This window comes from Peribacillus asahii, assembly GCF_003570725.1.
GTDB lineage: Bacteria > Bacillota > Bacilli > Bacillales > DSM-1321 > Peribacillus > Peribacillus asahii.
Map to the genome: position 1 here is coordinate 41,338 of NZ_QWVS01000002.1, position 24,975 is coordinate 66,312.

Here is a 24,975-nt window from a genome sequence, read left to right on the forward strand (position 1 = left end):
TTTTAATAGAATCATTAAATCGTTTCTTTTGCATGATGAATTAATGTGTTCGCCGGTCGTTTCAAGCCTAAATTTTCTCGTAATGTGTTTCCTGTATACTCCGTTCGAAACAAGCCGCGTTCTTGTAGAATCGGAATCACTAGATCAACAAAATCTTCGAGACCACCAGGTAAATAAGGAGGCATAATATTAAAGCCGTCTGCTGCTCCATTTTCAAACCATTCCTGCATTTGGTCAGCTATTTGTTCAGGTGTTCCGTTGATTTCCCGATGTCCTCGTGCACCTGCTATGCGTTGATACAATCCACGAATGGTTAAGTTTTCACGCTCAGCCAAGTCTTTTAATAATTGAAAACGGCTTTTCCCTCCATTCACTTGTTCCAAATCAGGCAGATTAGGTAATGGCCCATCGACAGGATAACCTGACAGATCAACACTAATCATAGCGGATAGCAATTGTACACCCGCTTCTTCAGGAATAATTTCTTCAAGAAGCCTTTTGTTCTGTTCTGCCTCCTCCTCTGTCCTCCCAATTACCGGAAAAACACCAGGCATAATTTTTAATTCCTCAGGTGAACGCCCGTATTTTGCCATTCTGCCTTTTACGTCTGCATAAAAGGCTTGCGCCTCTTCGAGAGTTTGCCAAGCGGTAAAAATCACTTCAGCAGTACGGGCAGCTAGCTCCTTCCCTGCCTCCGAAGATCCTGCCTGGATTACGACAGGGTGCCCTTGAACCGACCGGGAGATATTTAACGGCCCTTCCACTGAGAACCATTTTCCTTTATGATCAATTGCATGTATTTTAGATGCGTCCGCAAACTGTGCAGACTCTTTATCAATGATTAACGCATCATCTTCCCAGCTATCCCAAAGCTTTGTTACGATATCGACAAATTCTTCAGCGCGTTCATATCGCTTTGAATGCAGTAAGTGTTTTTCCAAATTAAAATTTCGGGCCTCTGATTCTGTATTCGATGTCACGACATTCCACGCTGCACGGCCGCCACTTAAATGATCCAATGACGCAAACCTACGTGCTACATTAAAGGGTTCATTAAAAGTAGTCGATACGGTCCCTGCCAGGCCTATATGTTTTGTAACGGAAGAAAGGGCAGATAATAGAGTAAAAGGTTCAAAAAATGTATTAACTGTTTGACCAAGTGCCTTTGGGTCCTTTCCTTTGATCGAATAGCCATCTGCAAGAAAGATCATATCAAACTTCCCTCGCTCGGCCGTTTGAGCGAGTCTTTTAATAAAATCAAAGTTCATCACACTCTGTGCCTCTGCTTTGGGATGCCTCCAAGCAGCCACATGATGTCCTGGGATCATAAAAAACGCACCTAATTTCATTTCTCGATTTAAATTAGTCATTTTATCTCCTACTTTCTTCTATTTTTGATTGGTCTCCGCTATTCAGTTGAGTCATTAATCTTTGGCCTTCTGAATCCATACGGGAGAATACTTGTTGAGTAGCAGCAATCGTGTCATCGTCCATATACCGGATTAATTTAAACCAACAATGTGGATGTTAATCGACTTTGAACTTTGTCATATAAATGCCTTTTATCATATTCTAAATACTGGGCTGCAAATGCCCGAACAGAATCACCTGCATAAAATCGCTCATATAGTTCATGTCTGGAACCTAAAGGACTTCCCACAAGATCCCAAGATAGCTTCAACAATTGAATTCTCTCTTGGGCATCTCTGTCAGCTCCACGATAATATTTTTGTAAAAACGGTCCTATTTCACCCTTTAATTCTTCTAGCCTCGAAGGAGTCTGCAGCATTCCTGCTGCTGAAATTTGCTGTAAAATTCCGATGGCTCTCGGATAATATTTCATCCCTAAATTTTTGGCTGTGACCATTGGATTGACATCTGGAGCCCAAACACCTCCATATTCTTTAGATTGGTGTTCTGCACTTAGAAGTAAGGCTTGGATGGTCTCCACCTGCATGAACAATTCGGCTAGTTTAGCCTGCACATGTTGATACTGATGAACCCCTATGGATTCGGCCAAATCATTGCCAATGGCTGCCACAAATTCTAGTTTGCTTATAAGGCGAACAATCGTCTCATGGAGACTAATTGCAGTCGTAAATGGATCGTTTCTTATTTTCCACATGGCCTCGGCATCATCTTTGATAAATACTCGTTCCCATGGGATAAGTGCATCATCGAACACAATCACCGCGTCCATCTCATCAAATCGATAGCTTAGCGGATAATCTTCCTTAAGATTGGAAGCAAACGACTCTCGGCAGATCAGATGAACGTTTGGTGTATTGGCTGAAATAGCAAACATGGCCCCATACCCTTTTTCTTGTTCCGTCCTTTTTTTATGAGAAGAAATCATGATTTCATCCATATAAGGTGCTCCAGTTGAAATCATCTTGGCGCCGCGAATAATCATTCCCTCTTCCGTTTCCCCCACAATCCGTGCTGCTGTATAAATATCGTCACCATGTTCAGTTGCGTTTTTCGAGCGGTCAATTTGGGGATCATGTCCAGCGGCTGTGATCAGTAAATCGTTATCCATTACCCATTCAAAATAATTCTTCATTTTCTCAGAATATCCAGGGATCTCTTTATGATGGTCACGGGTTAAATACCAGCCTAAAAGTTGTGAGCGATAAAAGCTCGCAACCCGGCTCATCACACCAAATGTCGCTCCACTCCACAACCGAAATGCACGGCTACGGCGAAAAATATCTTCTTTTTGTTGAGGGAATAAAAAAGCCATATTTGTTCTATTTCCATTAGGTGTTTCAAACGTTAACTCCTCCTGAACATCTGGGTGCTTCTGTAAATCTAGTAAACTGGAAATTGTTGAAATCGTTCCTTTAAACGAAGGATGTTCCACCAAATTTTGAACTTTTTTGCCATTTAGCCAAACATTTCTTCCATCTTGTAACCTTTTTTTATATTTTTCACCTGAATTCATTACCTTCACTCCTGCTCAGTGGTGTCAATTGCAAACTCATTCACCTCAAAATTTTGTGATATGACTTTTTGTTCAAAAAGAAAATCTACCCGTTCCTGTTGTTGTTTCACCATTCCTTCATAATAAGGTGATATACCATAAGCTTCGTTCACAAACACATTTAACCAGACAATATGTGGAATTTTTGTTTTTTGATAGAGAAATTCTGCAAAGCTATGAATATCCTTGTTTAATAAATCTTCATAATCATAAATGGCCAATAACAATTCATTGATAATATCTTTTCTTTCCTTTATGTTTTCCTGTGTTGTCAAATAAACATCTTGATTGGCGGTCAGCTCTCCATCGTAAACAAGGGGATATTCTAAATGATCGAACAAACTAACATAGGGTTCTGAAACAACGACCGCATCAACCTCACCATTTTGTAAAAGCTCCACTTCTTCAGAAGGTGAAGCTTCAATGGCTTCTAATTTATCAATCCTACTAACACCTAAAGAACTTTTTTCCAATAATTGCAGTAGAAAATACTGATCATTTGTAAAAGGCGTATAGGCGACTTTTTTTCCTACTAAATCTTTCACTCCAGTCATTTCAGCCCCTTTTAGACTGGCAATCGCCCGGCCATTTGGACTTGGAGGTTCCGTTGCTACAAACACAGGGGCATTTTTTCCCTTATGAAGAAAGGACGGATTGGCATCTCCAACCTTTCCAAAATCAATCGTCCCTTCTTCCAACGATTGATAAATTTCCACTTCATCTTGAAACTCTATCCATTCCACGGAGTACCCTTTTGGAGCAACCCTGCCCTCAACGCCCTCAATATTTTTCAATCCTATTAAAATATCATTATGAGTGTAGCCAATCCGGATTTTTTTATCTAGAGCTTGTTCACTTCCGCCAAGATTAATAAAGCCAATTAAGACCGCTACAAAAAGAATCAACACAACAGAACTCCAAATGATTTTGCTTTTATGCTGCTTCATCTCTTACTAACCCTTTTTTCCATTTAGTAAACCTGGACTCTACTAGAGCTAGAATGTAATTCAAACCTAATCCTAAAAAAGCGAGCAGAATAATGCCGGCATACATATGCGGAATTTGAAATATTTCCTGTGAGTTTAATATATAGAATCCGAGTCCTGATGCAGATCCAATCATTTCTGCTGCTACTAAAGCTGTAATACAGTAAGCTCCACCAAGTCGAATACCGGTAAAGATTCCAGGTGCAGCGGCAGGGATTATGACTTTTCTAAAAATATAAGGCTGGGAAGCTCCCATTGAACGGGCAGAATCAATTAACAGCTTATCTACATGCTTTACCCCACTTACGGTATTTAAAAGAATCGGCCAAAACGCTGCCCAAAAGATTATCGCTGATTTGGATACTTCTCCGATTCCAAGAAACAAGATAAATACAGGGAAAAGCGCAAAAGCAGAGATTTGCCGGAAAAGCTGTAGTAATGGATCAATAAACGCTTCAAATTTTTTAAACCAGCCCAGAATTAAACCAAGAACAATTCCGGAAGTAATTGCGATGATTAATCCCGATAAAGAGCGCTGCAAACTGCTCGCCACATGTACCCATAGATCACCCGTAGAAATGAGTTCTTGAATAGCCACAATCACTTCTGTAGGGGGACTGAGATACGCTTTGCTGACAAGACCTAACCGCGGAAGTAACTCCCATATCAGTAAAAAGATTACGATTGCTGCACTTCGATACCAAGTTTGATATAAAATATTAGACCACTTTCTCATTGGCTATCTTTCCTTTCTGTTCCACCCTTTTTGCAGGAACCCCTTCTTGCGGTGGATTCACACCTTGCGCCTGCAACACTTCATCTTTTAATACTTCCCATGCTTCTTGACGGAGTTGGACAAATTCTTCAGAATTACGAATTTCAAACTGTCTTGGTCGTTCTAATGGAATATCGATGATTTTTTTTACTCTGCCAGGTCGTGCTGTCATAATCGCCACGCGATCCGATAAATAAATCGCTTCATCTAAGCTATGGGTAATGAAAATGATCGTTTTCTTACTTGATTCCCAAATTCTTAACAATTCTGTTTGCAGGATTTCCCTTGTCTGTGCATCTAAGGCGCCGAATGGTTCATCCATCAACAACACATCTGGATTGTATGCCAATGACCTCGCAATCGCTACCCGTTGCTTCATCCCACCTGATAATTCATGAGGGTATCGATTGGCAAATGTGTAAAGACCCACAAGGTTAATATATTCTAAAGCAATTTCTCGCCTTTCCTTCTTTAGAACTCCTCTTATTTCGAGACCTGTTTCAACATTTTCCACAACCGTAAGCCATGGAAATAATGCATATCCTTGGAAAACTACGCTATGTTTTTTATTCACTCCATTTACAGGCTGACCATCCACGATTAATTCACCACTTGTTTTTGAGGTAAGGCCGGCTAAAATGCTTAAAAAGGTTGATTTTCCACAACCGCTTGGTCCCAGGATTGAAAGAAATTCGCCTTCTTGAACTTGAAGTTGAAAATCATCTAGAACGATTATTTGATCTTTTTTTCCATACTCATTTTGAACTGGAAATGCCTTTTTCACATTCATCGCTTGTATTTTAACAGTCACTTTAGCTCCACTCCTTTTTTCCACCAAAATAATACATCTGGAATCAAGCAGATTCTCCACCTATTTGATTCCAGATATGTTTTTTATCTCTTATTTACTAGCTGTTTTTCCATTAGCAAAGGGATTAAATTCATTAGTATAAACATCTTTTACATCGACAGAACCTTCCTTAAGTTTCCCTTCATCCTCAAGGATGTCGATATAGTATTGGATGGGTTCTTCTTCTATCACAAGATCTTTAACATACGCATATCGTTCTACATTTTCAATATCCATCCCAAGTCTTTCAGCAATGATTTTACGGGCTTCATCTGGATTTTCATTTACCCAGTTTGCAGCTTTCGTTATCGCTGTTACAACGTCTTCAACGGCTTCAGGATGATTTCTCGCAAATTCACCGTTTACACTATATGGAGCCATTCCACCTAATCCTTTGTCTAAATCATAATCAGACCATAAAGCTGTTAGTTCCGGATTATTCGAAGCTCTGCCGGAGTGTGGCGGATGAATGATAGCTAAATCTACGTCACCTTGTTCTACCGTTTGCTCCCCTTTATCATCAGGAACAACCACCCATTCAATCGTATCCACATCAACACCTTGCTCCCGTAACCATTTCTTCGTCACGAACTCAGCGCATGCTCCAAAACTATTAAAACCAATTGTTTCCCCCTCTAAATCTTTTGCTTCTTTAATTCCAGAATCCTTACGGACAAAGTATTTCATATGTGGGGCATCTTCTAATGTTAATCCACCTGCAGATACTACTTTAATATCCGCACCACTTGCAATCGCTGAAATGACTAATGGAACCATTCTGGAACCAAAGTCAATATCACCCGTTCCAACGAGTGGAATAATTTGAGGAGCAGCAACTTTTCCTACATATTGTGGACGAGTATTCGTTCCTTCAAAATAACCCAATTGATCAGCAAGATAGATTAAATCAAAGGATGGGTTATCTGGATATTTAAAATAAACGATTTCTTCTCCATTACTACCAGTCTCTTTACTTGTTTTATCACCGGTAGAGCAAGCGGTTAATAATAGTACTCCTGATAAAAGAATGGCTGTAGCTGCTTTCTTGAAAACAGTAAGTTTCATATTACTCATCTCCTTTTTACGTCTATTTAGGTAAAGCTGAAAATAACTTCTCTGTCTTATGAAAATCCCAGAAATCCTTTAACCGATTTTTAAGAAAATCGGTTGAATAGGCTTGGTAATAGTTCGCCCAAGCATATTCGGAATCACCAGCATGAAACGATTGATATTGTTGTCTGCTTAATGCAGCAGGTGAAGCGATATAATCGGAAATCAAGGAATAAAGCTTCTTTGAATCATTATGGGTCTCATCCCCGTAATAGTTCTGTAAATAAAGTTCACCGCTGACCCGTTGTAGGATTTCGATCGCTCTTTTATAAAAAGAAATCCCTTGATATTTAGCGGTTTGAAGTGCCTGCTGATGCGGCACAACACCACCGCTATGTTGTTCAGCCTTGATCTCTGAAAGATGTAAATAGGCTTTCAATATGTCTAATTGTTGCAACAGTTCTCCCAGAACTTCTTGAATATGTAGTTTTCCACTTTCCCCTGTTTCTTTCACCACATAAAAGGCAAGACTCGTTAGCCATTCTAATTGATGATAAAAACTAGATACCCGTTGATAATCTGGATAAGTTGTGACATGATCAGAATCAAAAAGAGAGGTCATATACTCCAATTTTTCTTGAACCAACACGGTATTCCAAGGAATACAAACGTTCTTGAAATGTACGACTACTCCAGAATCCAAGTCTCCTGATTGAACATGCAAGGACACTCCGTCACGATTCAATGGTACTGTAAAAAGAAGCTCTTGATCTTGATGAGAAGCAAATGTCAATAATTCATGAACGACCAATGAATCACTCGGAAATTTTTGTATTCCATCAATAAAAATGCTGTCCTCTGTTTGCCTTGTCACCTTAAGAGTAGAACGTTGAATCCTTTCGGGCGATCCCAACAATCGATAAGGCATGGTGACCAATCTTTTTTCTTGTTTAAGTCTTTGTACTAGCAGATTAATAGATTCCGAAAATTCTGTAAAAGGAGGTTGCAAGTGATTTCTGTTAAAATACCATCCTTGTAGAATAGCATGAGTGATATCAGTCCACCCTTCTGAAAAGAAAGGACCTTCTGGAAACCAATAAGATAAATGAAACTTTTGGTTCTCTAATTCCAAAGTCGTTTTTGGAACAGATAAGGGTGAATAATGAAAGTTTTCATGACCATTGAAAGGGACAGAATCTACATTCCATCTTTCATCCAAAAACTTAGAAATGGCATGCACTTCAAAAGTTGTTGAGGTTAAATAAGAGAATAAATCTACTTTTTCTTCTCCTACCCATACTTGTCGTCCATCCTGAATCTTCACTAAATAAGAACCTTCTTGGCCTTTACTCATAACATCCCTCCTTCTCAATAGAAAAGGTCTTTATGCCAAGGATTCATTTCCTTAACGATAAAGACCTCCAGTTGTCTGGTTGGTTTGAATTAGACCGCAAAATAAAAACCGGAGAATCCCCTTCATTCACAAAAGAAGAATCTCCGGTTGTCCGGTCGTTTATTGAACCAATTTATCCTATTGAATTAATATGATTTATATGTTGTTTATTCTACAAACATTACTGCTGAAAGTCAACGATAATTTTAATATTTTTAAAATTCTGACGTAAATACTTTTTTAGAATCTTGTTAAAAATCACCCGATACAATGAATGGTTCTGATGCAAAGATGATTTCAAAAAAAACATAGGACATGAATTTCCTACCAACTTTACAGATTATAATGCGATGCTAAATAGTTTATCAATGAATTCCTTTCGATTTTGAGCAGACTTCACCCCTTGGTGAACTTGCCCTTTTTTCATCGTATGCAGGGCTTTAATACCACGTACTATTGAAGTAGCAGTTTCTTATAAACTGTATCTACGCTGGACACGCGGCAAAAAAGAAAGCACTCCTGGAGTACTTTCTTTTACTGTAAAGCCAATGATAGCGCAACCTTCAATTGTTTTACCTTCTGTTCTTTTTGAATGTACAACTGCTCGGCTTCTTTTAATGTAACTTGTGAAAATTGAATAGATTCTCCAGGTTTCAACTGCCCGATTAATGATAAATCTGTCGTAATTACTTGAGCAATTTTAGGATACCCTCCCGTAGTTTGGCGATCTGCAAGTAGAACGATAGGATTTCCATCTGGAGGGACTTGAATAGAACCATTCGATACAGCTTCAGACAAGATATCACGTTTATGCTGTAGTTCCAATGCAGGACCTGATATTCTATATCCCATACGATCTGATTGACTTGAAACTTTAAACAAACTGTCTACAAACTGAAGTTTACTTGAATTTGTAAAATATTCGTACTGGCTTCCAGCGAGAAAACGAATAACTGGGATGCGACTCGGCAAAAACTCTTTTGCATGAACAAACCACTTTGCAGCAATAAAACTTTCCGTCCACTCATGCTTTAGTATGGTAGAATGTCCATTAAAAGGAACAACATCATCTACTTGTAGAGCTCTTCCTTCATAGCCCCCCATTTGGCCTCTTAAATACGTACTTTTACTACCCAGCACTTCCGAAATAGCATACCCTCCCGCAACAGACAAATAAGCACGGCATCCTGATTTACATCGTCCAAATCGAAGAATAGCTCCTTTTTTTACATAAACAGGTCTCCACATTGGAAGCGTTCGATCATCAATGGTAGGTGATAAATCCCCGCCTGTAATCGCGATTACACAGTCTTCTTCTACTTCAAAAGTCGGACCCATTAGTGTCACTTCAAGGGCTGCTTCTCCCTCTTGATTACCAACTAACAAATTTGCAATGCGTAAGGAATATGTATCCATTGCCCCGCTTACAATCACACCGTGTTTTTGAAACCCTCTTCTGCCAAGATCTTGAATCGTTGTTAATAATCCCGGTTTGATAACGCGTAGGCTCACCGTCTCTCCTCCTTCATTTCTTTGTACTCTTCATAAGAAATTGGGTAAAATTTCACAATATCTCCTGCTTGTAATAAACTAGGGGGATTCTCGTTCGGTAAAAATAATGTTTGCGGAGTTTGTCCAATTAATTGCCATCCACCAGGCGTTGAAATAGGATAAACTCCCGTTTGCATGCCAGCAATTCCAACGGCTCCTGCTGGTATCGTTGTTCTTGGTGAAGAGCGTCTAGGCGTGGCAATCTTTTCTGATAATCCTCCCAAAAATGGAAACCCTGGTGCAAACCCAATCATATAAACTAAATACTCACCGCTTGAATGAATACGAATAACTTCATCAGTTGTTAAATCATTATAGCGAGCTACATGTTCCAAATCTGGCCCATACTCGTCTCCATAGCATACTGGGATGGACACCGTTCGATGGGTCATCTTTTTATTCGTCTCTATCTGCTGTAACTTCTTTTTAATATTTGAACAAACTACCTCATAAGGAGAGATTCCAGCTTCTTTATGTTTTTGTTCATTAAAAACAACAAGAGGGTCATAAAAAACAGTTAAATTAGTATAAGCAGGCACGCATTCTACAAATCCAACAAACGGTTCATGTTCTAGTAACTCCATAAATATTTTTATTTTTTTGTGAATATCATATTGTATTTCATTCCCAAATGTAACGACTACCGCGGAATCGCCTAATGGAGATAGTGCAAAGCTAGTTGTATTCAAAAGCTTCTCCGACATAGAACTCCTCTCTTTCTATTGGTTATAAAACCCCTAGTTTTTCATCACGAATATCTGTAATAAACATATGTCCTGGTGCATGAGTAATCATAATCGCAGGTTTTGTTTCCATTGCGATTGATTGAGGAGTTACGCCACAAGCCCAAAATACTGGTACTTCTCCTTCACGAACTGTTACTGCATCTCCAAAATCAGGCTGATGTATGTCAGCCACACCAATTACACTAGGATCTCCAATATGAATCGGTGCACCGTGAACAGCCGGAAAACGAGAAGTAACTTGCGCTGCTCTTACAACATCTTTTTGAGGAATCGGTCTCATGCTCGCAACCATTTTCCCATGAAATATTCCTGCTTCTACACATGAAATGTTCGTTTTATACATAGGAACATTACAATTCTCTTCAATATGTCGGACGGAAATATCATTATTTAATAGTGCATGTTCAAAGGTAAAACTGCAGCCAATTAAAAATCCCACCATATCATCTTCCCAATAATCTGTAATATCCGTTACTTCCTCCACTAATTCACCATACTTATAAATTCGATACTTTGGAATATCTTTACGTATATCACCAGATGGAGCAGCAAATTTAGGAATCGGGGAACCAATTTCCGTTACATCAAGAAGAGGACAAGCTTTAGCATTACGCTGACAAAATAGTAAAAAATCAAAAGCATGCTCTTTTTTCAAAATAGCTAAGTTTGCTTGAGCGTACCCACCTGCCATTCCTGCAGTTGGTCTAATCAATTGGTTATCACGAATTAGGGCACGAAGTTCAGCCGGCGTTGCTTGTGCAAGATTTATCATATTATCCCTCTCCTATAAGTAACTGACAGTCTGAAAGAACTGCCAGTCGTATTTATTCAATCTATCTAATCGTCTTATTTAAATAATAGCGGTAATTGAGTAACGATTGTATAACCACCCATTAATGCCATAACTACTACTACAAATATACCTGAGATTGTTAACCATAATGGATGCTTATAATCCCCTACAATGCTCTTCTTATAGGCAGCAATTAAAAGTGTCCCAAGAGCAATTGGAAGAATTAATCCATTAAGAGCACCTACTAAAATTAGTACTTTGACAGGCTTTCCAATTACTACGAAACAAAGGGTTGAAACAACGATAAAGCCAATAATAATCCAGTTCGCTTTTTGATTTATTTTTTCACTAAATGTTCTGACAAAAGAAACAGACGTATACGCAGCGCCTACTACTGATGTAATGGCTGCAGCCCACATAACGACACCGAATATTTTATAACCAATATTACCAGCAGCAAGCTGAAACACCGATGCAGGTGGATTATCCGGATCAATTGGCAAACCTTTAGCTACAACACCAAGGACGGCTAAAAATAAGGCAATTCGCATGACGGAAGTAATTAAAATACCAACCACTGAACTTTTTGTAACTTCAGGTAGTGCCCCTACCCCTTTCACTCCAGCATCAAGCAAACGATGTCCACCAGCAAATGTAATATAGCCACCTACTGTTCCACCAACTAATGTAACAATCGCAATAATATCAATTTTGTCTGGTGCGAACGTTTTCACAACTGCTTCTCCGACTGGAGGAGATGTTGTAAAAGCAACATATATCATCAAACCAATCATGACAAAACCAGCAATTTGGGTAAAACGATCCATCGCTTTTCCAGCTTCTTTTACAACGAAAATTAATATAGCAATGACTGCACTAATAAGGGCTCCAGTTATTGGAGAGATTCCTAACATTGCATTTAAACCGAGTCCAGCTCCCGCAATATTCCCGATATTAAATGCGAGTCCTCCTATTACAATAAGCGCCGCAAGAACATAACCTAGTCCAGGAAAAACCATATTAGCAATGTCTTGTCCCCTTCTTTCAGAGACAGCAATAATTCTCCATACATTTGTTTGAGCAAAAATATCAAGAATAACCGAAATAAGAATCACAAATCCAAAACTGGCTGCAAGACTTTGAGTGAAAACGGTTGTTTGAGTTAAAAAGCCTGGACCGATGGCTGATGTTGCCATCAGAAATGCTGCGCCCATTAATAAAGTCCAGTTAATTTTTGGTTTAGCAGAAGGATTTTGTTGTGAGGGTGCTTGTTTACGTTGCTCCAATAGAATCTTCCTCTCTGATGTTTGTTAATATTTCAAAATAGACTTAATTGTAATTTCTGATAATTCTAGAGACTTTTTCACATGGCGTGCAAAACTTAAGGCATGTGCTCCATCACCATGAATACAAATCGTATCGGCCTTTAAAGTTACATCGGTCCCCTGCTGTGACAAGACTTTCCCTTCCTTAACCATTCGAATCACTTGTGCAACAGCATCATCATCATTTTCTATCAATGCATTTTTTTCATTTCGAGAAGTTAATGAACCATCTTGTTGATATGTTCGATCTGCGAACACTTCATTAGCCGTTTGTAATCCAATAGCTTGTCCAGCTCGTACTAATTCACTTCCTGATAAGCCAAATAAAACGAGTTCAGGATTTACTTTGTAGACCGCTTCAGCAATAGCCCTAGACAAGTCTTTGTTTTTTGCCGCCATATTGTATAATGCACCGTGAGGTTTCACATGCTGCATTCGACCACCTTCTGATTGTAAAAAACCATTTAAAGCGCCGATTTGGTACACGACAATATCATAAGCTTCTTGTGGTGAAATATTTATATTTCGGCGACCAAATCCTATTAAATCTTGTAAACCAGGGTGGGCTCCAATTTTAACCTGCTTTTCTAAAGCAAGCTGTACCGTTTTTCTCATAACAGTCGGATCACCCGCATGAAATCCACAAGCCACATTCACTGATGTTACATAATCTAAAATGGCTTCATCATTTCCAATTTGATATGCGCCAAAACTCTCTCCTAAATCACAATTCAAATCAACTATATTCATAGCCTGCTCCTCCCTTTTACTAAAAATTCAAACAATAAAGCATGTTGATTACTATAAAATCTAATAATTCCCTTTCATCAAATCCATTTCCCGAAATTCGGGATTTATGTATCAATTTTCGGAACATTTTTATTTTATCATGGGTTTTTTATTTCAACAACATTTTTCGCCACACAATCTTACATATACTTTCTTTTTTTCTATAAAATGTTTTGACGTAAAAAAGAGAAAGGAGCTAGCGGATTAGACCCACATACTCCTCAAAATCCCCTCTTATCTTTTTAACCTCAATTATTATTAGGCTTTATACTCTGCCTGATAGGAGTTCTCTCCCGCATGAACTGAAAGCAGCGTATCAGCATAACCCACGAGACGATTTACAATTTCATCGGAAATCGCATAAACAAGCGGATGCAGCTGTGAAACATATAATTCCCTAGCATCAAAAATAATCGTTGTATTGATAAATATATCTCGATTGCCGTATAAATTATAATGGATAATCACCTTTCCTGCTGCACCACCTGTTTGCGGGTCTTTAAATCCCGGCAGGAAAACATACCATTCTTCCGCAGTAGCGGAGCGAAAGTTTTTAATGAACTGTAGCCCTTCTACTTCTTTTTTTATACGCAGTTTCAAATGGGGATCTATAACTTCTACTACATTTTCCTTGTTTTGATCCATATGAACCTACCTAGCTTTTTTATTCTGAAAGATGTAATCCATGCTGCTGGATTTTTTGTTTGATTTTCTCCTGATTAATCTGATTTTCATTGTAAGTAATCTTTACTTCCCCATCCTCGATGTCTACTAAAGCTCTTTCAATCCCATTCATTTGTACAAGAATTGTTTCTAATGTTTGAATAGGCTGTTCATTTACTGCTTCCTTCACATAAATAGTCATATCCTGCAACTACAAAACCTCCTTTTTCTCCGTGAATTTTTTAAAGGCTCACAGGCACGTATCTTTCGCTATAAGTATTTCTACTTTTTTGATTCCTGTAATTTATCTCTTGTTTCTTCACTTGAAACAGATTCCAGCCCATATCCTGTTGAACTTATATCCAATCTTTTGTCATTAGCTTTTCTTTTCATGCTTAAATTCGATTCATCATAATATGAACCTAAATGGTCTTTCTTCATATCAGAACCTCCAAATATAGGGATAAAAATAGTGTCTACATACAAATGAAAAATATGTACCATCAGAAAGGAGTGGCCTTATCTAAACTTCCTAAATAACCCAAAAAGCTGCCCAAAAACTTTAAAGTTCACCAGGGCAGCTTTTTCCTCATTTATTTATGGTAGTCCATCGTGCTTAATGAGTCCATATAGCTAGCAATCATCGCTACAATGGTACTTGCTTCTTCCTTACTAAAAATAAAAGGGAAAATGCTCAAATAATTTTTTTTGCATTTTCCCTTAATTTATATTGTAGTTTAACTAGCTTTCCTTTGTACCTCTTGATATTTTACTTTCTTTGGAGCTGCAACTGTAACAACAAATTGACCAAACGGAATTTTATTAATAATTTTGACTAACAAAATTGAAGAAAGTACAGTAATAAGAAAAGCTAAAGGGATCCATCTTGTTTTAGTTAATAGTTCAGCTGTGTAATTTTGCATTACATATAAAACCATTGGGTGAACTAAATAAATCCCCATCGATAAATTACCAAGTTCGAGTATATAGCTTCTTATTTTCTCCCAACGCCCCATAGCATAATAAATACCAACTAGTACAACAAGGAGTAATGGCATATGAAATAAATTAGCAATGCGTGTAGATGAAAAAAAACCGAATGTATTGTACTCATATATAACGAAACATAGACTAATAGCACCAAGCAAAATAGTAAATTTCACATTTTCTTCAATCCATTTTACAAGTGGTTCCCAAAAGTATACTAAAAGTCCTCCGAAGATAAAATAAAAGATCCACTTAAATATTGATGATCTATCCTGAATAAATAGATTAAAAGTTTCATTTCCTGTATCAACTGGTTGCCTCATAAAAAAGTAATTTATGAAAAAAGCTATAATTGTTAAAGCTAACATACTATTTTTAGTTTTAGCCAATTGTAAAATAGGGAATAGTAGATAAAACTGAATCACCACAACAATAAAATAAAGATGATAATAACTATCACCCAGTGAAAAGAGAACTAAAAAATCTTTTACACTGGCTCCCCCCTCGAGCCAAGGAAATTTATACTGTTTAACAAGTAAATAAAGAAAACTCCATATCAAAAACGGTATAACAATTTTAGTAAATCTAGATGCAACAAACTTTTTAAAATTAAAGCCTTTTTTAATTGCTTGATTGTATAACAGAAAACCGCTCAAGATTGCAAAAAACGGTGTACCATATCTTGCAACTTGATTTAAAAATAGTGTCAGCCAATTGAAGTTCTGATCATTTAAATGATAATTCCTTGCTGTGACATGAACCATCACAACCAATAAACAAGCTATACCACGTATAAAATTCAACTCGTAAAAATATCGAGTTTTTTTATTTAGCTCTCTCCCCATAAACAACTTCTCCTTATGACTTTATCTCTATATAACCCCAAAATTATACTACTCCAATTTAGAAAAATAAACACAAAAAGTATAATTCCATAATGGCTAGTCACCTCCTTCGTACACAAGGCAGCCAAATACGGCGTATATTACAATCACAAACGAAACGGATTAAGGCAAAATTAAAGGGCATGATTCCGGTATTGTACCGGAATCATGCCCTTTACTTTGCCCAATGAAATAAAGCGTCTAAATTTATGAGTCACTTCAAACATACAAATTTTTCAGTGGGGCCTGTTTTCGTTTAATTATGATAATCCATGGTGCTCAAAGAATCCATATGGCTAGCAATCATCGCTATAATGGTGCTTGCTTCTTCCTTACTGAAAATAAAGTTGGTTTCGTCTTTTAACATTTCTTCATCGTCCGTCCAAATACGGTTGATTCGTTTTAGTACACCATCTCCCGTTTCTTGGACAATCCCAAACTGATAGGTCACTTCTACTTCATTTTCTTGAAAATAAGCAGTGACCTCAGGAGTTTCCCATTCTACATCTATTTCCTCAAACAATTCTGCTACTTCATCCTCATCTGAATCGTAGAACTCCTGTTCCTCATCTACAAATACCTCTTCTACGCTATCGTCATCCAGATACATATGGAAGCTTTCATGAACAGCATCAATAATATCCTCTATATCAGCCAATACAACCTTACTGGCTTGGCCAATATCTGGTTCAAAAGATTCGATATAGAATTCTTCATTATGCGGATCGAAAAAAAGCGTACAAAAATATTCTCTTTCAACACCTTCATTTTCAATAAAAAACTCGATTCTTGGATGTTTTGCCCCGCGTTCTATCGACATTCCGCCATTTTCATCATATTTATCACAAATTGAATCGAGACTATCCTCTAATTCGCTACAAACTCTGTCAAACCATTCTAAAGACATATAAGATTCCACCCTTTTTATATAATCATCTTTATTATGAGCTTTTAACGTCGAGGCTTCCTATTTAATTAATTGTAAACTTGGGCGATTCATCCTTTCCCTTATAGAACATGTTAAGGTTATGGAATAACTTTTTTGTTTAAGACCATACAATTAGCGAAACAATATAAACGTTTTCATTAGAAAGGAGGAACTCTCATGCAGAAAGGACAAAAATCACCTAATAACAACCTAAACATTACTAGTGACCTTATGAATGGCGAGCCTAATAAAAGTATTCCATCTGGAACTAACCGTGTTCCGGCTGGAACGGTAGGACAAAAAGATGGCAATAAAACAAAATTGACTTAAAAGACTAAACCTTATGCGGGATGGAAGTCGTACCAAAATACAGTTTAGCTGTAAAGTAATTTCCCACCGCTAACGAGGACATTAACGCCGAAAATGAAGACATTTTTTATTATAAGGTATGCAAAATATGATGGATTTTAATAAAAAAACAAAGGTTTAGTCTCGTTTCGACTAAACCTTTGCTCACCTCTGTTTATTACTTTTATCTCAGTATGTAATTCACAATCATATTTTTTCCTGAAGAGTCGTATATTTATATTCTGGTTCACCTTTCTTCGGACGATTCACTAAATAAATGCTGCTGGCAATTAAAATAAGTCCAATAAAAAGAGAAAGTGTAAAGGGCTCTCCTAAAAACAAAGTCCCAAATAATACCGCGATAAGTGGTACAAGAAACGTACTGGAAGCTACTTTGCTAGTCTCACCAGAATTTAATAACTTAAAGTAAAGGATATAAGCTACAGGAATGCCTAAAGTGGACCCAAAAACTAATCCAAATATATAGGTACTATTCCAAGCAACGTCTGACCAACTTTCAGTTCCTAATCCCATACCCGTCAGCACTACTCCTCCCAATACAGACTGTAGAGCTACCAGCCACAAGGAGTCAACCTTAGGACTTACTTTCTTCACATAAATGACACCCAAAGTCCAGCTAATAGCAGTAATTATAGCTAATGCGACACCTAAAGGTGAAACTTGGCCAGAAATGCTGCCTGTACTTACGGCTCCTACACCTAGGAAACCAATAACAAGACCAATAACTTTTATGGCGGACATTGTTTCTCCTAACCAAACCCAAGCAAAAATACCGATAAGCACCGGTTGTAAATACACAATGACTGAAAACAAACCTCCTGGTAAATACATTAAACCAATTGTTTGAAGTCCAAAGAAGAGCACAGTATTGAATAACGCAGAAACACAATAGATACGCCAATTTTCACTCCATCTTATGCTTTTTCTTTTTGGAAAACATAAAATAGACAATAATACTCCCCCAATAAGAGCACGCATCCCAGCGTATAAAAGAGGTGGGGTATAAGAAAGCGTATACTTATAAATAGGCCAGCATAGTCCCCATATTAGAACGAGACATGCCATATGTATAATCATTTTTCTACGTAATAGTTCTATCATTTTTTCCTTCTCCCCTTTGAGCTTTACTAATATTTTAGAAAAATATAATTTGTAATACTATATTGATGGAATTTCGCTGTAAAAACAAGGAAAATACTCATTATTTCACATCTACTTAACTATTTAATACAAACTGTTATTTCAATAAACGAAAAAGAAAGAAATATTAATCTTATCACCAAAAGGAATTGAAAAAGTCGAGGTTACACCGTATATTTGAAAGGATAATTTATGACATCATATCATTGAGATTAAAGAGTACGTCCGAAATGGAGGATTTGAGCATTGTGAAGTTAGGCCCACGAGTTATTAAAACAGGAATGGCTGTTACACTTGCTTTATATGTTTGTTCTTTGTTTAATCTTGAATCAGCGGTGTTTGCTGGAATAGCTGCCATTTTTACAATCCAACCATCGATTTACCGAACATGGAAACATATTTGGAATCAAGTGCAAACAAATACCCTCGGTGCTATTATCGCACTAATTGCTTTGCATTTTCTTGGGAATGATCCATTTGCCATGGGTCTTGTTATGATCATCGTAATTTTAATAAGTTTAAAATTAAAGATGGAGGAAACCATTTCACTTACATTAGTTACCGTACTCGCAATCATGAGTGCACACGGAAATGAGGATTTGAGCTTTGCTTTACATCGCTTTGGAATTATTTTAATTGGAATAACATCAGCTTTATTAGTGAATATTTTTATTTTCCCACCCAATTACAAGAAAAATTACATAGAGAAAATTCATACTATTTTTCAAAATATGTCACTCCTTATGCGAACGGCTATTTCCAATGAAATGACAGAAAAATCGTTTCAAGATCAACTAAAGCAATTAGAAAATGATATTTTAAAATTAGAAGAGCAGTATAAGCTATTTGATGAAGAACGCGAAAAAATGGCAAAATTAAACAACATGAATTTACGCGAAATTGTCGTGTTCAAGCAAATGCTTAAATCCCTTCAACAAGGATTTATTGTATTGGAAAATATCGACTCCTTTTATTTTCAAAGCAAACCAAGTACAGAAGAAAATTTATTATTTGATCAACATTTAGAACATTTAATCAAGTATCATGAACTTTTTTTATTAAAGTATGATGGAAAAATAAAAATTGATGAACCCCAACTTGAAAGCAATATTATGGAGCAAACAATTTCCTTTTTAGAAAAAGTTATTTATTCCTATAACGAAGACCATAAACAAAAAATTCAACTTGCTGTAATCGGATCATCCATTTATAATTATGCGTTTCAAATTGAGCGGTTAAATCGTCTAGTTGAACAATATATTAAAAAAACTCGGTTAAACAACGGCTGAATGCTGATATAAAAGCATCTCCTGAATACATATCTGCAAGAATTACTTATAAATATAGCAATGGAATTATTAGACTATAGACCGATTCCCCTATGATTTGATTAACTATTGAGCATTCAAGAATTAAAAAACATATATCCCTACTTAGTACAGGGATATATGTTTTTTAACATTTCATGTTACTTCTCTCTATTCTTCATTCTTTCAATTAAACACGTTCCTTACGCTGATTTTCGAGAGAAGTATGCTCTAGACTTGTTTCATACTGTTTACGACGTTTGAACTGCTTCCATCCGTGATAAACGAAGTGATTGACTTATTACGATTACCAGTAGGCTAGTGAAGATTAATAGCCCGCAAATCATAAAAATAACTCCTCCCCATCCAAAGTGGCTTAGAAATACTCCTCCAAACCAACCAATTAGACTGGATCCAATATAATAGAACAATAAATATAAAGATGAAGCGTATGCTTTTGAACGAGGGGGTGAAATAATGCCTATCCAACCACTTGCTATGCTATGAGCCGCAAAAAATCCGGATGCAAATAAAACGAGTCCTATAATGAGAAGAAAGATATTACTTGATAATGTCATTAAAGAGCCAATTAGAGTCATGACAATAGCCACACTCACCAAACGAGAACGTGAATATCTTTCTGTAAGATTCCCAAAAAGATATGAACTCCATGATCCAGTCAATTGAAAAATGAATAAAAAGCCAATCGCAGTTTGACTTAAATGATATGGGGATTTTGATAAGGGAAAACCAATATAATTAAATAAGGATACATAAACACCCATTAATAAAAAACCTATTCCATAAATACAAAATAGACTTTTATTCTTTAGACCGCTTGATATTCCTGTTGTCCAGTTACCAAATGAAAGGTTTGCCTTTTTGAAGTTTTGGGATTCAGGCAAATACATCCAAAACAACAAGCTGCCTATTAAACTAAATACCCCTAAAACTAAAAGAGCTATATGCCATGAGAAAAAATCAGTTAATGTACTGACAATTACCCGTCCTAAAAAACCTCCAAAAGCAGAACCGCCTATATAAATACCCATGATTCGTCCAATATGCTTTGGAGAAACCTCCTCACTTAAATAGGTCATAGCGATAGCCGGAAAGCCGCCCATAGCAATTCCTTGTACTATCCGTAAAAAAATCAAAGTTTCAAAATTAGGGCTGAAAGAAGCTAAAATGCCCACTAGTGATGTTAAAAGTAAAGATATCCCCATGATCTTCTTTCGACCCCAAGCATTTGAAAATACTGTAATAAACAGCATGCTAACTGCCAGTGCGACTGTTGCAAAAGAAATTGTTAAGCTTGACGTTGATGGCGATATATTAAATTGTTTGGAAAAGGTATGAATTAACGGCTGAGGACTGTACAAAATCGCAAAAGTAACGGTACTTCCTAACAACATGCTCAGGAAGATCCGACGATATGCAGGGGTGCCAAATTCGATATATTGCATAAAAAACCTCTCCTTATTTTTATCTACATTCAGTGTACTTCTTAAATAAGGATAACGTCTATTGCATTATAATTATGAAAATGATACCTTTTCATTATCAATAGGAAAGAGGGCGTATGAAATGGAGTGGCAGCAACTTGAATATTTTCGTGTCGTCGCAAAAATAGAACACTTTAGAAAGTCGGCAGAGCTCTTAGCCATTTCTCAACCTGCCCTCAGCCGTTCTATTCATAAATTAGAAGAAGAACTTGGAGTCACACTTTTTGAGCGGACTGGACGTTCCGTTCAGCTAAATAAGTTTGGGCGACTTTTCTTGAAACGAGTGGAAAATGGATTAAATGAGATTTCGATTGGCATCCAGGAGATTAATCAGTTAAAAAATCCATATACAGGAAACGTGTCTCTTGCTTTTCTACAAACATTAGGCATAACTATTTTGCCTGAAATAATCAGCAATTTTAACAAACAATATCCTCATGTAGAAATTCAACTCTATCAGAACAAAACATTAAACAGCATTCAGCAGCTCCTCAACAGAGAAGTGGATTTATGTCTAATTAGTTCATTTGAGGAGAATCCCAATATTACATGGCATCCATTAATGGATGAGGAGCTCTTCTTATATGTACCTGCCAATCATCGGTTCGCATCAAAGTCTTCGGTAGTCCTTAGTGAATTATCCGATGACAATTTTATTGGCTTTAAGAAAGGATTAGGAATGAGAGGGGTCATTAACAACTTTTGTGAAAAAGCGGGCTTTACTCCGAGAATAAAATTTGAAGGAGAAGACGTTTCTACTCTGGCTGGTCTTGTTTCATCCGGGCTTGGAGTTACCATTATTCCAGCATTTCATGGAATCAGCTCGGATAAGATTAAACAAATTTCAATTTCTGAACCATATTGTCATAGGGAAATAGGCATCGCCTGGTTAAATGAACATACATTATCACCATCAGCAGATTTATTTCGAACCTTTGTAATAGAACTGTTTTAATTTAGAGTGAACCCTTAATCCAACTTAAATAGCGTTCATCAAGTAACAATTGTACTTAATGAACGCTTCTTTCATACTATATTTTTCAAAATCCAACTTTTCCTTTCCCGCCGCGGCAATAGAGGTCCCCTTTAGTACATCGGATCAGTATTTCCAACCCCAAATCATACATAATAGTGTACCGAAGACGGTTATTAAAGCAATGAATATCGCGTAATATAGAGTCGCGAAAATGGATTTGCTATCGTCTGTTTCACGAGCATGCATAAACACAACTAATTGAACAAATGCCTGTATAAATGCTGTCACGATAAAAATCGTCATGCCTGTCGCTCTTGACATATTAAAGAAATAAACTAGAAGGGCAGCTGCCGTCAAAGCCAGTGACAATACAAAGCCCCATACCTGTTTGGCCGGAAATAATTCTCTCATACTCGCGTCATCCCTTCCAAGTAGATAAAGGTAAAAATAAAAATCCAGACAACATCTAAGAAATGCCAGTAAAGAGAGAAAATGAATGATTTATTGGCCGTCGCAGGCGTTATCCCGCGCTTTGCCACCTGGATGATAATGAATAATCCCCAGAAAAATCCTAGTGTAACGTGAGCCCCATGCGTTCCTAATGTTGTAAAGAGCATCGATGTAAAGGCACTAGTTTGCAGGGTAGCTCCTTCGTGATAATAAACCATGAACTCATCAATTTCAAAGCCTAAAAATCCTAGTCCAAGGAGAAGCGTAATAACAAAGAACGTTAACATGGCCTTCTTCTTTCCAAGTCGCATAGCATGAATGCCGAGTCCAATGACAAAGCTGCTTGTTAAGAGCAAGAAGGTTTCCATAAGTACTGGAAAGATCTCAAAAATTTCTGCCCCAGTAGGACCGTCACCTGTACGGTCCACTAGTGTAAAATAAGATGTAAAAAGTGTTCCAAAGAGCATAATTTCAGCACCAAGGAAAACCCAGAAGCCTAAAATATTTAAACGATTTTGTTCCGTACTATATTCAAGAGGCTGCGAGTGGTCTACTTTCATTTATGATTACCTCCCATTTTCACTTCTGTTTCTTTAATTTCTTCTACAGAAATATAATGTCCATGATCAATCTCAAATGAACGATGGGCCATACAAATAAAGATACCGATTAACGAAATGACTGCCAGAATCCACATACTGAATACTAACGCAAATCCAAACACAAAGAAGAGAGCAGACATGATAAACGGTACGCCACTATTATTAGGCATATGAATTTTCTTATAGTCACCTTTAAATAATTCATATCTTTTGTATTTAGCATCCCAAAATGGTTCCCTTGAATCCACTTGCGGAATAATAGCAAAGTTATACTCAGGTACTGGATTATGAGTAGCCCATTCAAGAGAACGTGCATCCCACGGATCACCGCCAACATGCCTTGGAGAATGACGAATGCTGTAGTAAATGGTATACACGATTAATACAAAGCTGATGGCCATAAAAGCCGCCCCTATAAAGGAAACAAAATTTAATAGTCCATACCCACTTGCCTCAGAATACGTATACATCCGACGTGCTTGTCCATCTAAACCAGTGATATACATAGGGAAGAAAGCTAAGGAAAAACCGATCGTTAGAAACCAGAATGCCCATTTCCCAATCCTTTCATTTAACATAAAACCAAAAATTTTCGGCCAGTAGTAAGTGCTGCCAGCAAGTACAGCAAATGCTACACCCGGAATGATGACATTGTGGAAGTGAGCTACTAAAAACATTGTATTATGGTATTGATAATCCGCTGCTGACATCGCAAGCATAACCCCAGTCACTCCACCAATCGTGAAAAGCGGGATGAAAGCGATTGAATAAAGCATAGGTACGGTAAATCTGATTCGACCTTTCCACATCGTGAGCAACCAGTTAAAAATCTTAATGCCGGTCGGAACAGCAATGACCATCGTTGTGATGGAGAAAATACTATTAACATATGCCGTTTGACCCATTGTGAAAAAGTGATGCGTCCAAACGAAAAATGAATATAGAGAGATTACAACCATTGAGATAACCATGGATTTATAGCCATATATGTTACGTCGCGAAAAAGTTGGGATAATCTCACTGAATATCCCAAATGCAGGAAGGATTAAGATATATACTTCAGGATGGCCCCAGACCCAAAACAGGTTCGCCCATAGCATATCCATACCACCATCAGTCATTGCAAAAAACTTGGTTTCAAATAATCGATCCATTGTTCCCATGAGCAGTGCTATTGTTAATACAGGGAATGCGAAAATGATAATAATGCTTGTAACGAAAGCAGACCATGTAAACATTGGCATCCTCATTAATGTCATACCAGGTGCTCTCATTCTAAGAATAGTCGTAATAAAGTTAATCCCTGTCATTAACGTACCTATTCCAGCTATCTGAATAGCAATCATATAATAGTTCGTCCCAACACTCGGGCTAAATTCGTTATCTGCAAGTGGAAAATAAGATGTCCAACCAGCATCAGGTGAACCACCAATTACAAAAGAGATGTTGAATAGCATCGCACCCATAAAAAACAACCAGAAACTAACGGCATTTAGACGTGGAAATGCTACATCTCGGGCTCCAATCTGTAATGGCACTACGATGTTCATAAAAGCCATAATGTACGGCATAGCCATGAAGATGATCATAATAACCCCATGTGCTGAAAAAACCTCATTATAATGTTGTGAATCTAATAATTTGTTATCAGGTACGGCAGTTTGTGCACGCATCATCAGAGCATCTACCCCGCCACGGAATAGCATCAACAAGGCAGCTATTAGATACATAGTACCAATTTTTTTATGATCAACAGTTGTTATCCATTCACTCCATAAGTAAATCCATTTTTTAAAGTACGTTAGACCAAAAATAATCAAAAACACTGTCACAACAATGGCAATCATTGATGCATAAATCGCAGGACTAGGATGAGGTACAGCAAATTTAGCGAAATAACCCATACTTTTGTGTTTCCTTTCT

25 protein-coding genes and 1 pseudogene are annotated in these 24,975 nt (G+C 37.3%); 3 read left to right on the top strand and 23 right to left on the bottom strand.

From position 1 onward, the window contains the following. Positions 1-14: 14 nt before the first annotated feature. The 18 genes and pseudogenes from D1953_RS00305 to D1953_RS00385 all read right to left on the bottom strand — a co-directional run bounded on the left by D1953_RS00305 (position 15) and on the right by D1953_RS00385 (position 16,682). Positions 15-1,370: an LLM class flavin-dependent oxidoreductase gene (locus D1953_RS00305; RefSeq protein WP_119115165.1), complete on the bottom strand. Its 1,356-nt coding sequence runs from the start codon at positions 1,368-1,370 to the stop codon at positions 15-17. Positions 1,371-1,507: 137 nt separating this feature from the next. Next, entirely contained in the window at positions 1,508-2,944 is a 1,437-nt protein-coding gene (locus D1953_RS00310; protein ID WP_119115166.1) for a 4-hydroxyphenylacetate 3-hydroxylase family protein, read from the bottom strand. A 5-nt stretch (positions 2,945-2,949) separates the two neighbouring features. Next, positions 2,950-3,930 carry an ABC transporter substrate-binding protein gene (locus D1953_RS00315; protein WP_119115167.1) on the bottom strand — a complete coding sequence of 327 codons (981 nt, stop codon included), beginning with the start codon at positions 3,928-3,930 and terminating at the stop codon, positions 2,950-2,952. Beyond that, entirely contained in the window at positions 3,917-4,705 is a 789-nt protein-coding gene (locus D1953_RS00320; RefSeq protein ID WP_119115168.1) for an ABC transporter permease, read from the bottom strand. The genes D1953_RS00315 and D1953_RS00320 overlap by 14 nt, the downstream gene beginning before the upstream one ends. Beyond that, positions 4,689-5,555 (bottom strand): ABC transporter ATP-binding protein, encoded by an 867-nt coding sequence (locus D1953_RS00325; protein ID WP_245979795.1) that lies wholly within the window; start codon positions 5,553-5,555, stop codon positions 4,689-4,691. Before D1953_RS00325 ends, D1953_RS00320 begins: the two co-directional genes overlap by 17 nt. A 90-nt stretch (positions 5,556-5,645) precedes the next feature. Then, a complete protein-coding gene (locus D1953_RS00330; RefSeq protein ID WP_119115169.1) occupies positions 5,646-6,659 on the bottom strand; it encodes an ABC transporter substrate-binding protein in 1,014 nt (337 codons plus the stop codon). 22 nt (positions 6,660-6,681) lie between these two features. Beyond that, on the bottom strand, positions 6,682-7,998 hold the full coding sequence (locus tag D1953_RS00335) for a 4-hydroxyphenylacetate 3-hydroxylase C-terminal domain-containing protein (protein ID WP_119115170.1): 1,317 nt from the start codon (positions 7,996-7,998) through the stop codon (positions 6,682-6,684). Positions 7,999-8,377: 379 nt separating this feature from the next. Continuing rightward, positions 8,378-8,506 (bottom strand): annotated as a pseudogene (locus D1953_RS21590) (IS6 family transposase); the annotation flags it as partial. 65 nt (positions 8,507-8,571) lie between these two features. After that, entirely contained in the window at positions 8,572-9,549 is a 978-nt protein-coding gene (locus tag D1953_RS00345) for a 5-oxoprolinase subunit C family protein (protein WP_119115171.1), read from the bottom strand. Continuing rightward, on the bottom strand, positions 9,546-10,292 hold the full coding sequence (gene pxpB, locus D1953_RS00350) for a 5-oxoprolinase subunit PxpB (RefSeq protein WP_119115172.1): 747 nt from the start codon (positions 10,290-10,292) through the stop codon (positions 9,546-9,548). Before pxpB ends, D1953_RS00345 begins: the two co-directional genes overlap by 4 nt. A gap of 22 nt (positions 10,293-10,314) precedes the next feature. Then, positions 10,315-11,106 (bottom strand): putative hydro-lyase, encoded by a 792-nt coding sequence (locus D1953_RS00355; RefSeq protein WP_119115173.1) that lies wholly within the window; start codon positions 11,104-11,106, stop codon positions 10,315-10,317. Positions 11,107-11,180: 74 nt separating this feature from the next. Beyond that, complete coding sequence (locus tag D1953_RS00360; RefSeq protein WP_119115612.1) at positions 11,181-12,341, bottom strand: NRAMP family divalent metal transporter; 1,161 nt, start codon at positions 12,339-12,341, stop codon at positions 11,181-11,183. 96 nt (positions 12,342-12,437) lie between these two features. Continuing rightward, positions 12,438-13,202 carry a 5-oxoprolinase subunit PxpA gene (gene pxpA, locus D1953_RS00365; RefSeq protein ID WP_119115174.1) on the bottom strand — a complete coding sequence of 255 codons (765 nt, stop codon included), beginning with the start codon at positions 13,200-13,202 and terminating at the stop codon, positions 12,438-12,440. 297 nt (positions 13,203-13,499) lie between these two features. After that, positions 13,500-13,886: a hypothetical protein gene (locus D1953_RS00370; RefSeq protein WP_119115175.1), complete on the bottom strand. Its 387-nt coding sequence runs from the start codon at positions 13,884-13,886 to the stop codon at positions 13,500-13,502. A 19-nt stretch (positions 13,887-13,905) separates the two neighbouring features. Beyond that, entirely contained in the window at positions 13,906-14,106 is a 201-nt protein-coding gene (locus tag D1953_RS00375; RefSeq protein ID WP_245979844.1) for a hypothetical protein, read from the bottom strand. 80 nt (positions 14,107-14,186) lie between these two features. Further along, positions 14,187-14,345 carry a hypothetical protein gene (locus D1953_RS21050; protein ID WP_182480457.1) on the bottom strand — a complete coding sequence of 53 codons (159 nt, stop codon included), beginning with the start codon at positions 14,343-14,345 and terminating at the stop codon, positions 14,187-14,189. 296 nt (positions 14,346-14,641) lie between these two features. After that, entirely contained in the window at positions 14,642-15,736 is a 1,095-nt protein-coding gene (locus tag D1953_RS00380; RefSeq protein ID WP_119115177.1) for an acyltransferase, read from the bottom strand. Between the two features lie 295 nt (positions 15,737-16,031). Further along, positions 16,032-16,682 carry a hypothetical protein gene (locus D1953_RS00385; RefSeq protein ID WP_119115178.1) on the bottom strand — a complete coding sequence of 217 codons (651 nt, stop codon included), beginning with the start codon at positions 16,680-16,682 and terminating at the stop codon, positions 16,032-16,034. 198 nt (positions 16,683-16,880) lie between these two features. Here D1953_RS00385 and D1953_RS21055 point away from each other — a divergent pair, with 198 nt between their 5' ends. After that, a complete protein-coding gene (locus tag D1953_RS21055) occupies positions 16,881-17,033 on the top strand; it encodes a hypothetical protein (RefSeq protein ID WP_182480458.1) in 153 nt (50 codons plus the stop codon). A gap of 225 nt (positions 17,034-17,258) precedes the next feature. On the opposite strand, the gene D1953_RS00390 is transcribed toward D1953_RS21055, so the two are convergent. Further along, positions 17,259-18,173, bottom strand: coding sequence for a DMT family transporter (locus D1953_RS00390; RefSeq protein WP_119115179.1), 915 nt, complete (start codon positions 18,171-18,173; stop codon positions 17,259-17,261). 269 nt (positions 18,174-18,442) lie between these two features. On the opposite strand from D1953_RS00390, the gene D1953_RS00395 reads away from it, so the two are divergent. Then, the gene (locus D1953_RS00395; RefSeq protein WP_245979799.1) at positions 18,443-19,501 is read left to right on the top strand and encodes an FUSC family protein; all 1,059 of its coding nucleotides are present in this window, start codon (positions 18,443-18,445) and stop codon (positions 19,499-19,501) included. A gap of 269 nt (positions 19,502-19,770) precedes the next feature. On the opposite strand, the gene D1953_RS00400 is transcribed toward D1953_RS00395, so the two are convergent. Further along, positions 19,771-20,985: an MFS transporter gene (locus D1953_RS00400; protein WP_119115180.1), complete on the bottom strand. Its 1,215-nt coding sequence runs from the start codon at positions 20,983-20,985 to the stop codon at positions 19,771-19,773. A 121-nt stretch (positions 20,986-21,106) separates the two neighbouring features. On the opposite strand from D1953_RS00400, the gene D1953_RS00405 reads away from it, so the two are divergent. Next, a complete protein-coding gene (locus D1953_RS00405) occupies positions 21,107-21,979 on the top strand; it encodes a LysR family transcriptional regulator (RefSeq protein ID WP_119115181.1) in 873 nt (290 codons plus the stop codon). A 144-nt stretch (positions 21,980-22,123) separates the two neighbouring features. Here the strand turns inward: D1953_RS00405 and qoxD are convergent, their stop codons facing one another. From qoxD to qoxB, 3 genes are read right to left on the bottom strand one after another with little or no spacing between them, the layout of a single operon-like run. Beyond that, entirely contained in the window at positions 22,124-22,411 is a 288-nt protein-coding gene (gene qoxD, locus D1953_RS00410; RefSeq protein WP_119115182.1) for a cytochrome aa3 quinol oxidase subunit IV, read from the bottom strand. Then, complete coding sequence (qoxC, locus tag D1953_RS00415) at positions 22,408-23,010, bottom strand: cytochrome aa3 quinol oxidase subunit III (protein WP_119115183.1); 603 nt, start codon at positions 23,008-23,010, stop codon at positions 22,408-22,410. The genes qoxD and qoxC overlap by 4 nt, the downstream gene beginning before the upstream one ends. Then, on the bottom strand, positions 23,007-24,956 hold the full coding sequence (gene qoxB, locus D1953_RS00420; protein WP_119115184.1) for a cytochrome aa3 quinol oxidase subunit I: 1,950 nt from the start codon (positions 24,954-24,956) through the stop codon (positions 23,007-23,009). The genes qoxC and qoxB overlap by 4 nt, the downstream gene beginning before the upstream one ends. Positions 24,957-24,975 lie beyond the last annotated feature (19 nt).

What these genes read in the sequence shown, in the direction of transcription:
- D1953_RS00310 (WP_119115166.1), bottom strand. Translation starts at nt 2,944, where the DNA reads ATGAATTCAGGTGAAAAATATAAAAAAAGGTTACAAGATGGAAGAAAT.
- D1953_RS00400 (WP_119115180.1), bottom strand. Translation starts at nt 20,985, where the DNA reads ATGCAATATATCGAATTTGGCACCCCTGCATATCGTCGGATCTTCCTG.
- D1953_RS00380 (WP_119115177.1), bottom strand. Translation starts at nt 15,736, where the DNA reads ATGGGGAGAGAGCTAAATAAAAAAACTCGATATTTTTACGAGTTGAAT.
- pxpA (WP_119115174.1), bottom strand. Translation starts at nt 13,202, where the DNA reads ATGAATATAGTTGATTTGAATTGTGATTTAGGAGAGAGTTTTGGCGCA.
- D1953_RS00320 (WP_119115168.1), bottom strand. Translation starts at nt 4,705, where the DNA reads ATGAGAAAGTGGTCTAATATTTTATATCAAACTTGGTATCGAAGTGCA.
- D1953_RS00390 (WP_119115179.1), bottom strand. Translation starts at nt 18,173, where the DNA reads ATGATAGAACTATTACGTAGAAAAATGATTATACATATGGCATGTCTC.
- D1953_RS00305 (WP_119115165.1), bottom strand. Translation starts at nt 1,370, where the DNA reads ATGACTAATTTAAATCGAGAAATGAAATTAGGTGCGTTTTTTATGATC.
- D1953_RS00335 (WP_119115170.1), bottom strand. Translation starts at nt 7,998, where the DNA reads ATGAGTAAAGGCCAAGAAGGTTCTTATTTAGTGAAGATTCAGGATGGA.
- D1953_RS00405 (WP_119115181.1), top strand. Translation starts at nt 21,107, where the DNA reads ATGGAGTGGCAGCAACTTGAATATTTTCGTGTCGTCGCAAAAATAGAA.
- D1953_RS00315 (WP_119115167.1), bottom strand. Translation starts at nt 3,930, where the DNA reads ATGAAGCAGCATAAAAGCAAAATCATTTGGAGTTCTGTTGTGTTGATT.
- D1953_RS00385 (WP_119115178.1), bottom strand. Translation starts at nt 16,682, where the DNA reads ATGTCTTTAGAATGGTTTGACAGAGTTTGTAGCGAATTAGAGGATAGT.
- qoxC (WP_119115183.1), bottom strand. Translation starts at nt 23,010, where the DNA reads ATGAAAGTAGACCACTCGCAGCCTCTTGAATATAGTACGGAACAAAAT.
- pxpB (WP_119115172.1), bottom strand. Translation starts at nt 10,292, where the DNA reads ATGTCGGAGAAGCTTTTGAATACAACTAGCTTTGCACTATCTCCATTA.
- D1953_RS00360 (WP_119115612.1), bottom strand. Translation starts at nt 12,341, where the DNA reads ATGGGCGCAGCATTTCTGATGGCAACATCAGCCATCGGTCCAGGCTTT.
- D1953_RS21050 (WP_182480457.1), bottom strand. Translation starts at nt 14,345, where the DNA reads ATGAAGAAAGACCATTTAGGTTCATATTATGATGAATCGAATTTAAGC.
- qoxB (WP_119115184.1), bottom strand. Translation starts at nt 24,956, where the DNA reads ATGGGTTATTTCGCTAAATTTGCTGTACCTCATCCTAGTCCTGCGATT.
- D1953_RS00370 (WP_119115175.1), bottom strand. Translation starts at nt 13,886, where the DNA reads ATGGATCAAAACAAGGAAAATGTAGTAGAAGTTATAGATCCCCATTTG.
- qoxD (WP_119115182.1), bottom strand. Translation starts at nt 22,411, where the DNA reads ATGAGAGAATTATTTCCGGCCAAACAGGTATGGGGCTTTGTATTGTCA.
- D1953_RS00395 (WP_245979799.1), top strand. Translation starts at nt 18,443, where the DNA reads ATGGAGGATTTGAGCATTGTGAAGTTAGGCCCACGAGTTATTAAAACA.
- D1953_RS00355 (WP_119115173.1), bottom strand. Translation starts at nt 11,106, where the DNA reads ATGATAAATCTTGCACAAGCAACGCCGGCTGAACTTCGTGCCCTAATT.
- D1953_RS00375 (WP_245979844.1), bottom strand. Translation starts at nt 14,106, where the DNA reads ATGACTATTTATGTGAAGGAAGCAGTAAATGAACAGCCTATTCAAACA.
- D1953_RS00330 (WP_119115169.1), bottom strand. Translation starts at nt 6,659, where the DNA reads ATGAAACTTACTGTTTTCAAGAAAGCAGCTACAGCCATTCTTTTATCA.
- D1953_RS21055 (WP_182480458.1), top strand. Translation starts at nt 16,881, where the DNA reads ATGCAGAAAGGACAAAAATCACCTAATAACAACCTAAACATTACTAGT.